Annotated in this window: 12 protein-coding genes and 1 pseudogene; 5 read left to right on the top strand and 8 right to left on the bottom strand. The window is 50.6% G+C overall.

Annotation, left to right across the window (positions count from 1 at the left end; all coding sequences use genetic code 11):
- The 3 genes from RT340_RS19870 to otsB all read right to left on the bottom strand — a co-directional run.
- Positions 1–72 (bottom strand): flagellar transcriptional regulator FlhD (locus RT340_RS19870; RefSeq protein ID WP_313377557.1); only part of this gene is annotated, 72 nt, incomplete at its 3' end.
- A 960-nt stretch (positions 73–1,032) separates the two neighbouring features.
- Positions 1,033–2,472, bottom strand: a complete 1,440-nt coding sequence (gene otsA, locus RT340_RS19865; RefSeq protein WP_313377555.1) for an alpha,alpha-trehalose-phosphate synthase — start codon at positions 2,470–2,472, stop codon at positions 1,033–1,035.
- Positions 2,469–3,257, bottom strand: a complete 789-nt coding sequence (otsB, locus tag RT340_RS19860; protein WP_034821859.1) for a trehalose-phosphatase — start codon at positions 3,255–3,257, stop codon at positions 2,469–2,471. The genes otsA and otsB overlap by 4 nt, the downstream gene beginning before the upstream one ends.
- A 224-nt stretch (positions 3,258–3,481) precedes the next feature.
- Here otsB and RT340_RS19855 point away from each other — a divergent pair, with 224 nt between their 5' ends.
- The 5 genes from RT340_RS19855 to RT340_RS19835 all read left to right on the top strand — a co-directional run bounded on the left by RT340_RS19855 (position 3,482) and on the right by RT340_RS19835 (position 6,783).
- Positions 3,482–3,790 carry a hypothetical protein gene (locus RT340_RS19855; protein WP_160834653.1) on the top strand — a complete coding sequence of 103 codons (309 nt, stop codon included), beginning with the start codon at positions 3,482–3,484 and terminating at the stop codon, positions 3,788–3,790.
- A gap of 6 nt (positions 3,791–3,796) precedes the next feature.
- Complete coding sequence (locus RT340_RS19850) at positions 3,797–4,090, top strand: hypothetical protein (protein WP_202403471.1); 294 nt, start codon at positions 3,797–3,799, stop codon at positions 4,088–4,090.
- Between the two features lie 110 nt (positions 4,091–4,200).
- Complete coding sequence (locus tag RT340_RS19845) at positions 4,201–4,884, top strand: outer membrane protein (protein WP_211727818.1); 684 nt, start codon at positions 4,201–4,203, stop codon at positions 4,882–4,884.
- A 169-nt stretch (positions 4,885–5,053) separates the two neighbouring features.
- On the top strand, positions 5,054–5,566 hold the full coding sequence (locus RT340_RS19840) for a GNAT family N-acetyltransferase (protein ID WP_034821865.1): 513 nt from the start codon (positions 5,054–5,056) through the stop codon (positions 5,564–5,566).
- A 158-nt stretch (positions 5,567–5,724) separates the two neighbouring features.
- Positions 5,725–6,783, top strand: a complete 1,059-nt coding sequence (locus RT340_RS19835) for a YeiH family putative sulfate export transporter (RefSeq protein WP_313377554.1) — start codon at positions 5,725–5,727, stop codon at positions 6,781–6,783.
- Positions 6,784–6,815: 32 nt separating this feature from the next.
- Here RT340_RS19835 and RT340_RS19830 read toward each other — a convergent pair whose 3' ends face one another.
- The 5 genes and pseudogenes from RT340_RS19830 to RT340_RS19810 all read right to left on the bottom strand — a co-directional run.
- The gene (locus tag RT340_RS19830) at positions 6,816–7,025 is read right to left on the bottom strand and encodes a hypothetical protein (protein ID WP_155287949.1); all 210 of its coding nucleotides are present in this window, start codon (positions 7,023–7,025) and stop codon (positions 6,816–6,818) included.
- 413 nt (positions 7,026–7,438) lie between these two features.
- Positions 7,439–7,699 (bottom strand): hypothetical protein, encoded by a 261-nt coding sequence (locus tag RT340_RS19825; protein WP_058959703.1) that lies wholly within the window; start codon positions 7,697–7,699, stop codon positions 7,439–7,441.
- 258 nt (positions 7,700–7,957) lie between these two features.
- Positions 7,958–8,143: pseudogene (locus RT340_RS19820) on the bottom strand (sigma 54-dependent transcriptional regulator); the annotation flags it as partial.
- Positions 8,144–8,210: 67 nt separating this feature from the next.
- Positions 8,211–8,807 (bottom strand): DsrE family protein, encoded by a 597-nt coding sequence (locus RT340_RS19815; protein ID WP_313377553.1) that lies wholly within the window; start codon positions 8,805–8,807, stop codon positions 8,211–8,213.
- A gap of 154 nt (positions 8,808–8,961) precedes the next feature.
- A partial coding sequence (locus RT340_RS19810; protein ID WP_313377556.1) for a DUF4113 domain-containing protein occupies positions 8,962–9,095 on the bottom strand: 134 nt, incomplete at its 5' end.

The raw sequence follows: 9,095 nt of genomic DNA, 5'->3' as shown, positions 1-9,095 counted from the left end.
TAAACGCTGAGCAAGAAGCAAATATGATAGATTGATGTCATATATATGTTTTAGTAATTCTGATGTACCCATTTTTTTCCATCCTGATAGACGCGACACATATACGGCTACAGAATTAAAAGTTCTATGGTTCGGGTTGCTGGTTGGTAAATATAAAGATGGCAAAAAATAATCAGGCAAAGCCAACGTGTACTGAACTGTTTCACTTCCCGCCGGGACACTGATCAGTAGTAGTCAAAACTCCAGGCCAATCTTTTCTTGAGTTGTAACCATCTTCCGTGACGTCTGCTTACAGTTTTTTAAGACTAATCCGAAAACAACGCAAATCTATATCGTCTGATTTCTACATACAACGTGAGTGGTGCGAAATTTTAGATAAAGTGTGATCTGCGTCACACTTTTAAGGCAAATTTTTTCCTGGAAGCTTCCGCATTGCTTTTCTGTTGTGCGTTTTTTGAGCGAATTTGAATTGTTTAGCTAATATTTCACTCTAAAAAGCACCTTTTTAGCCTGTGTGGTCGATTGTCATGACAACGCGATCTTTTATCTGTTTAGTTGGTTTTAAATGGAGACATGAAGCCACTTAAAACCATAAAGGCAGCATAATGTGCTGATTTTGGTAAAAACTATTTGCTTCTAAATTAATCACTTACAGGGAATATTGCTGAAATGCACTACCACCATGATGATAGATAAGCGTGAAGACTGGACGCAGCGCGCCTGGGAACTGTTAGGGCTTTGTAGGGAGTGTTTAGCGGACGGCAGTGGATGTAACAGTGCGTTACATTAGTGATATGAATGAATTGGGGATTTGACGCATTGATTTGAGATAACTATCGGCCTGACCAACCAAACCTTTAGGGCCGACATGAAAAAAAAGCTTTTTTCACGTTCGATTGCACGCTTTTTAACCAAAACGTGCGATTTTAGCTGCCGTGTCAGGCAGTTACTCCTTAAGGAAATGAAAACGATTTCGCAGGTTTAAGATGGGCAGTGAAAACGGTGCGCAGCATTGCGCACCGGGAAGCAGATTTAAGCGAGTTTCTGGAAGGTCGCCACTTTATTGGCGATACCATGATCGGCGCTGCGCGCAGGTAACGCATTTAAATCACGCAGGAAGCTCTCACGCCATTGCGTAATATCCTGCTTGCGCAACACCGCCATCATGTCGTTGTAGCGCGAGATACGCTCGGTGCGCGGCATGGTGAGCGCTCTGTCGAGTGCGGCGGCGACTTCATCACGATCGTAAGGATTGACGATCAGTGCCGATGTCAGTTCGTTCGCCGCCCCGGCAAAGCGTGACAGCACCAGCACGCCCGGATCGTCCGGGTCCTGCGCGGCAACATACTCTTTCGCCACCAGGTTCATGCCGTCACGCAGTGGCGTGACCAGACCCACATCGGTTAAGCGGAAGATTTTCATCAATAGGCGGCGATCAAAGTGCTGGTTCAGATAATAGAGCGGTGTCCAGCCGAGCGTGCCGTACTTACCATTAATACGCCCCGCTTCTGTCTCTAATTGATGGCGAATATCCTGATAGGCCTGCACATCGCCACGGGACGTCGGCGCGATTTGTGAATAACGGATATTGCCGCGATGCTGCGGGAAATTCTCCAGCAGTGCCTCATAAGCCAGAAAGCGTTCCGGCAATCCTTTTGAATAATCGAGCCGCTCGCTGGCAATAATATTTTGTACATCGCCCAGCTCACGTTTCATCGCCGCCATTTTCGGTGGCAGATGTCCTTCGGCCATCTCTTTGATGCTATCCGGCTCAATACCAATCGGATACACCTCCGTCATAAAGGTATTGCCAAAGGCACGGTGTTTCTTCTCGCCTTTATTCTGCAACTGCGTCAACTGGCTGAGGCTATCGAGGAAGGCTACGCGATCGGACTCGGTCTGGAATCCCAGCAGGTCGTAATCGCACAGCATCTCCAGCAGTGTCTGATGCGGTGGCAGCGCATTGAAGATCTCCGGCGTCGGGAACGGAATGTGCAGGAAGAAGCCGATACGATTGTTGACGCCCAGTTTGCGCAACTCAGCAGCAAACGGCAGCAGATGGTAATCATGGATCCACAACACATCGTCAGGTTGCAGCAGCGGCTTCAGGCGCTGGGCCAGCAAGGTGTTCACACGGCAATAGCCATCCCAGGCTTCGCGCTGATACTGCACTAAATCCAGACGATAGTGGAAAGCCGGCCAGATAACGGTATTAGAGAACTGGCAGTAGTACTGATCATAATCGTTCTGATTGAGCGGCAGTGAGGCATAAGTAATGCCATCCTGTTCCATCTGCGAAAGTGGCTCATCTTCTTCCTCGCCAGAGAATTCACTGATTTCTCCGTTCCAGCCAAACCACAAGCCTCGGGTGGTGCGTAACGCGTCCAAAATGCCCAACGCAAGACCACCCGCGCTGGCTTTGCCTTTATCCGGAATGGCGATACGATTAGATACCACGACTAAACGACTCATAACCTTGACTCCTTACCGACGATGTCATGTTCTAGTTGTAATAATAGTTGCGCCAGCCAGTGCCATACCGCATCAACGCTGTCGAGACGGTAGCGCGCATGGCTGGCGCCTTCTCCGACCTTGACTGAAATGCCCTGCATGGCGTTAACGGCGAGAAATCCTTTTTCATCGGTCAGATCGTCACCCACGAAGACCGGAATGCGGCCAATAAAGGGGGCTTCTTGCATAAATTCACGTACCGCAGCACCTTTATCGATGCCCTGCGGTTTTAGCTCCACCACACACTTGCCCGGCTGTAGTGCCAGCGCAGGAAAGCGCGTCACGGCGTCTTCCGCCAGTTGCATGATGGATTTTTCGTACTCGGGCGCGTTGCGATAGTGCAGCGCAAACGCCATGCCTTTCACTTCCAGCAGGGTGCCTGGCCATTGGTCGAGTGTTTGCTGCAGTTCGGTTTGCAGCGTTTGCGCAATGTCGCCAGGCAGCGAATGCCGGTGCACGTGCCCACTGGCGTCACGGCGTTCCGCACCATGCACGCCCGCCGCGGGCGCTTCCAGTGGCGCAACCAGTGCATCCAGTTGCGCAATCGGACGGCCCGATACCAGCGCCAGGGCGCCATGACTCAGATTGGAGATTTGTTGCAGATGCTGGCGCACCGATGCGGGGATGGAAACCGACTCGGGTTGCGACTGAATGGTCGCTAATGTGCCGTCGACATCAAAAAAGAAGGCATAAAGACCGCCGCTGAGTGACGGCAAGGTGCTGTTCTGATTAACCGCAGGGGTCACGTCTCCTCCTGTTCATTAGGCTTTAACAGGATGTTCGAAGTCAGGCTGGGTGTTTTCAGTTGGATGTCTGGACTGAGGCGAGGAGATTGAGCCAAAAACGGGGGACTGCGATAGGTAACTCTCCACAAACGCACAACTTTATAGCCAACACAGCAACCTGACTGCGAACATCGTCAACATTAAGTCTAGACGGAGATCACAGTTTTGCCAGGCACAGTGGGTTAATGCATGAGAAAAGTGTCTGTTTCAGGTCTTTGCAACGGCAAAAAATCGCCCCCTTTCCTTTTATAACGCTTCGCTTTTTTAAGACCTTAAATTTTGCCCGCCCTCTTTCCCTGGTGACGCCTCATTTACCAGATTTTCCTTACTTGCATCCGCGCCGCCGATTGGCTTATGGTGCGGTTACCGCGCGATTCAAGGCGGAAAAAAGGCCGATAAAGGCCCATATCTGCGCCAAATGGCGCTTTCAGGCAGGCATTCAGGACGATGAAAATCCGATCAGGTTCACACTTTTGCGATGTCATGGCGGGTAACAGCCTATGATCCCCCAGAGCTACAGTCAGCGCGTGCATTTCTATTACTGCATCTTGGTGGCGCTGAAGATCAATGCAAAAACGCGCAAACCCGCCGGCGTGCGCGGCAAGAATAACTTTCTGCTGAAATGGCTGCGTAACGCGCAGAACAACACCATTTTCCATCCCGACATCACCAGCGAAATTGAGTGGCTGCGTGGCAAAATTATCAGCTCCGGGCCGGATGCCGATTTAGAGCCGATGCTGCAATACGTTTATGAGACCGCCAGGCGCGCTGAAACCTTGCGTTTAGGCTCTTAGCTACCTTACGTAACTCTACCAGGTTGCCTAAGTATTCAACCGAATTTTTCTCGTGATTGGCCTTTCTTATGATGCGTTCTCTACCTGATAAAGAATGAGAACGGAATCATATGAAACTTAATGCGTTAATCTTTGCTATGCCTATGCTGTTTGCTGCGGGCAGCGCTGTTGCAGCCGAAACCCGTGAAGGCTATTACGCCTCTGCAAAATATCTGCAAAGTGAACAACGTGCCAAAGAGATGGATACCAGCGCACGTCCTGGCGTGGGGCAATTTGTTGCAGGCAATGAAAAGGCACATAACGGCGCGGCAGCGCTTGCAGCCGGTTATCAATGGGGCAATGGCTGGCGCACGGAAGGCGAATATACCTTTGGTCAGAAATCCGAATTCACCAGTGGTTCATCGACTTTCACTTCCAGCTATAACCATCTGCAAACCGATGTCCAGCGCTTGATGCTGAACGTGTATCGTGACTATCAAATCGGCTATAACGTTGCGTTGTACGGCACCGCAGGCGTCGGCGTCAGTAAAATCAAAGCAGGCGGTTGGCAAGGCAACTCCTCTCGTCAGTATGCTTCAACCACGCAAAACAACCTGACCTACAGTGTCGGCGCCGGTATTAGCTACACGCCGATTGAGCAGGTGAGCCTGGACCTTGGCTACCGTTATGTGGATATGGGCAAAATAGAGAGCGGATACAATACATTCGGGAACGCTCGTGGCCTTAAAGATGAGCAAATGAAAGCGCATCTGGTAGAAAACCAGTTTGTTCTGGGAGCCCGTTATTTGTTCTGATGCCTTACGCATCCCTGCGCTCTCCAGTCGGAGGGCGCATCACTATTCTGATTCCACACTTAGCATGTGTCGGAACCGTCTCTCCCTGTTAAAGTACCCTGCTGAAAAGTCAGCGATGGAACGTTTGGCTGCACGACCATCAATAGGGACGGATAACAGGACATCTTACATGAATTTCACCATACGCAAGGCTCAGGCCGAGGACGCGGAACTGCTTCATCAGCTGGGACGCATGACCTACAGCGCGCATTTCAAACATATGTGGGTTTCAACCGACGAAATGGATGCGTTTATCGATAAAGAATATGGCCTGACGGTGCTGCAGAGCAGCCTCGCGGCGGAAAACGAGAGCTGGCTGATCGCCGAGACCGATCACCCGGTAGGTTTTGCCAAGGTCACCTGGAATACACCGGTTCCTGATTCCGGCATGACGGGCGCCATGTTGAATAAGCTCTACCTGAATCCCGATCAGACCGGTAAGAACTTCGGCAAAATCATGTTCCAAAGCATCATCAATGAAGCCCGTGAGAAGCAGGAAGGTTACATGTGGCTGGAAGTGATGGCTGAAAACGTGCGTGCACGTAAGTTTTGGGAAGCCTTTGGCATGCAGCACATCAAAGACATCCCGTTCGTCACCGCCTCGCAGCGCAGCACACTGCAAATTTTGGGTATGGTGATTTAACCCGACAAGGCGCCGCGAACACCGATTTCGCCGCGCCCTCTCCGCCTTTATCTGCGTTCATCCCCGTCTTTACCACTTATTCAGATTTGTTCTAACGATATAATCAGTTTTTCTTTCAAGCCATCTCTCCGCATCATAACGGCAACACAGGAGGCGTTATGGCTGATATCTCTCTACACAAACACTCACAGGGTATGGCGCATTTCGCGCCCGGTTTGCTGCTTACGGCGGCCATTGCGCTGGCAACGGCATGGCTCGGTAATCTGCCGTCGGTCGCGCAGCTGGGGTTAGGCGCCCTGACGCTGGCCATCATCGGCGGGATCATTCTCGGCAACACGCTCTTCCCGACGGTGCACGGTCACTGCGACGCGGGCGTACAGTTTGCCAAACAGAAACTGCTGCGTCTCGGCATTATCCTTTATGGCTTCCGTCTCACCTTCCAGCAGGTGCTGGATGTCGGCGTCAGCGGTGTGGTGATTGATGTACTGATGCTGACCAGCACCTTTACCCTCGCCTGCTGGCTGGGACGTAAAATCCTGAAACTGGATCGTGAAACCGCGTGGTTGATTGGTGCAGGTAGCAGTATTTGCGGTGCCGCCGCCGTATTGGCGACCGAACCGGTGATTAAAGCCGAATCGTCCAAAGTGGCGGTGGCGGTCGCGACTGTGGTGATCTTCGGTACACTGGCGATTTTCCTTTACCCGCTGATTTGGCATAGCGTTTTGCCATTACTGCCGGGCCTGAGCCTGAGTGAATTTGGTATTTACACCGGTTCGACCATGCATGAAGTGGCGCAGGTGGTGGCGGCCGGACATGCCATTAGCCCGGAAACAGAAAATGCGGCGGTGATCGCCAAAATGCTACGCGTAATGATGCTGGCACCGTTCCTGGTGGTGATTGGAGTGATGGTACGCCGCAGCGCACCGGCCACCAGCGGGGAAAAACAGCGTATTACTTTCCCATGGTTTGCACTGGCATTTATTCTGGTGGCGCTGTTTAACTCAGCGCATCTGATTCCCGCCCCGGCGATTGCGGTCATTAATCAGCTGGATAACGTGCTGCTCGCCATGGCGATGGCCGCACTGGGTCTTACCACCCATATCAGTCAGCTGAAGCGAGCCGGTCTGCGTCCGCTGTTATTAGGGTTGATGTTGTTTATCTGGCTGATTGTCGGCGGCGGCGCGATTAATCTCACTATCCACCATTGGCTTGGATAACTTATTTGCCGCCCGACCGGGCGGCAAAAGCCTTATTGTTTGAAGTGTTTTCGTGAATAGATGGCGGTCTGTCTGCGGCTTTTAATGCGGAATTTGGCATGAGAGATCACCGTCATCCACTTCGGATCAACCTTGTTAGTCAAATAGATATTCAACTGATCCAACAGCGCCTCCCAATTCTTCGCCTGCCAGGCTTTGTCACTGCCGAGTGACTCTTTCATTTGCTGAATGAGGCTATCCACTCTGGATTTTACCTCACTCAGTGTTTCTCCAGCCTGATGCGATGCTGCTAATTTCCGGATTTCGGTGGCGTAATAATTGATATCGATCTCGTTTTCGCGCACGCGAACCTCTGCTTATTATTGGTCCGTAATATTACAGTAACCTAAGTCTGCGAATTAACATAATCGGCATTACCTCTCGCCGCTTCGCTATTCTTACACACCCATACTATTTTTCAGCAATAGCGCACAATATTCGTGCGATCGGACAATTAAAAACGCCGCCTGAAGGCGGCGTTTCACAGGGCTTGGGTCGTAATATAAAATGGGGTTTCATTATTTTTTCGAAATCTTAACGCATTTCTTTCAGTTACCCATCAAACAAACAGACCCACGAGTTATCAGTCAATTGACGAACATCCACTGACTTACGTTCACTCTTTAATCGTGAATTCCAGCTCACTCAGTTTTTGATATTCCTTCGCCAGCTTTTTAAGTTGCGCCGCACGCATTTTATCCGCACGCGCCAGGGCTTCTTCTTCGGTTAACTGAAACTCTTTTTTCTTAAAGAACTGCTCAAAGTTGTACTCACGATCGCGACGCTGTACAAATACCTCGCCATCGTTTTTGAGTTCGCCTTCTGCGATGTAAATGCCCCGGGTTAATGCATATTTTGTTATATAGGCTTTTGTCATGCTGTCCTCTCATCTTGCTTCGTCAGTTAATTAAAGCAAAATCGCCGCGTAATTTACAGCGCCTTGAAGAAAAAATAGTCTATTCCTGGATTGTATTGCCATTGATTTAATTAATGTTTTAATTAAACCGAACGCAAAGGCCAAGCGAAGACATTCATCTGGTATGGTGGCAATTAAAAGCGCAGCGTGCCTTTAAGATTCCAGTAATGCAAAGCCATCCCATATGAAATTCCCGCTCAGCGCCTCAAATGATAGCTTTCATTTTTTCTGGATATTTTCCCAACACAACCCAAAGCGCATGAGGTATTTACGTAAGCGATCGGCATCATTCGGCTGCTTTTTATGCTGCCGCGAGACCGAAAATAAATGTCGTCCTGCTTCAGATAATGTTGAGGTGTGTTGGCACACTTCCAGCCAGGTTTCGAGTTGTTTTTGATCGAAGAGAGCCTTTGACAGAAGCCACAATAAGGGCGTTGAGGTTCATGCCAGGGACAGCAAAGCCACAAACGCATCACATACTCAGTAAAGCGTACCCCTGATTTTGCAGCGTGGTCATCGTGGTAAGTGCAGAAGGTGTATGGATCACTGAATCTGCAATCCATTGGGGTTCGTAGTGATGCCAGGCCAGCGCCTGATCGCACACCGTGACTTTGACGCCCTGCTGTTCCAGCGCCGATATCAGCGCAAGGTTGGGATTATCCACACCAAACAGCTGTCGAAAACGGGTGTTTTCCAGCATCGCGGGCGTCGCTTCGCCATTCACCGCTACCACAAATTTTAACTGCTTTGCCGGCACGCCGGCCGCCACATAGGTATTCACCACTTGTGCCACATGCTCCAGCGCCGGATTCACCTGACTGCGTTCTTCCGCGCCACGACTGACTTTGAAGACCACTTTGTTACTCAGCGCACTGCTGGGCTGGAATGCGCTGCTGGCGTCATAGTGCACTTTGCCGTAACCGGCAATAGCGGGCGTGGTCCAGTTGATGGTGGGATCGGAAGGTGGGGCACTCACTTTCGCGGCAAAGAGGGTTTCATTTTGGCTGAGTAAGGCACCGCATACCCCACCCGCTACTGCGACAACTGCGCTAATCACCACTGAACGCATCTCTTTTCCCCCGCGACATCGTGAAAAATCGGCCTTGCCAAGTATGGCATGGATTGGCATTTTGTCGGCTTATCGTGGCGCTATGCGGGCATATTCAGCCATTTCCTAACGCCCGGTAAAGAGTGGCGGCTCATGTTATGCGCTAATCCGCTATTTACTTCGCCACCGGGAGATCTGCGTATCGGGTGGTATACGCCGGAGATAACATCTCACGCTTCATCGCCCAGGATTTCTGGATTCCTTGTCCGGCGAACCATAGCTTCCCTTTCCCGCTTTGATTAATGCCAT

Origin of the sequence: Pantoea sp. CTOTU50773, assembly GCF_032082325.1 — a bacterium.
Classification (GTDB): domain Bacteria; phylum Pseudomonadota; class Gammaproteobacteria; order Enterobacterales; family Enterobacteriaceae; genus Pantoea; species Pantoea communis.
Note: the sequence above shows the minus strand (reverse complement) of the source record. Positions and strands in the feature narration are given on the sequence as shown.

Coding starts and splice junctions, on each gene's coding strand:
- otsA (WP_313377555.1), bottom strand. CDS start 2,472: ATGAGTCGTTTAGTCGTGGTATCTAATCGTATCGCCATTCCGGATAAA.
- RT340_RS19855 (WP_160834653.1), top strand. CDS start 3,482: ATGCATGAGAAAAGTGTCTGTTTCAGGTCTTTGCAACGGCAAAAAATC.
- RT340_RS19850 (WP_202403471.1), top strand. CDS start 3,797: ATGATCCCCCAGAGCTACAGTCAGCGCGTGCATTTCTATTACTGCATC.
- RT340_RS19845 (WP_211727818.1), top strand. CDS start 4,201: ATGAAACTTAATGCGTTAATCTTTGCTATGCCTATGCTGTTTGCTGCG.
- RT340_RS19840 (WP_034821865.1), top strand. CDS start 5,054: ATGAATTTCACCATACGCAAGGCTCAGGCCGAGGACGCGGAACTGCTT.
- RT340_RS19835 (WP_313377554.1), top strand. CDS start 5,725: ATGGCTGATATCTCTCTACACAAACACTCACAGGGTATGGCGCATTTC.
- RT340_RS19825 (WP_058959703.1), bottom strand. CDS start 7,699: ATGACAAAAGCCTATATAACAAAATATGCATTAACCCGGGGCATTTAC.
- RT340_RS19815 (WP_313377553.1), bottom strand. CDS start 8,807: ATGCGTTCAGTGGTGATTAGCGCAGTTGTCGCAGTAGCGGGTGGGGTA.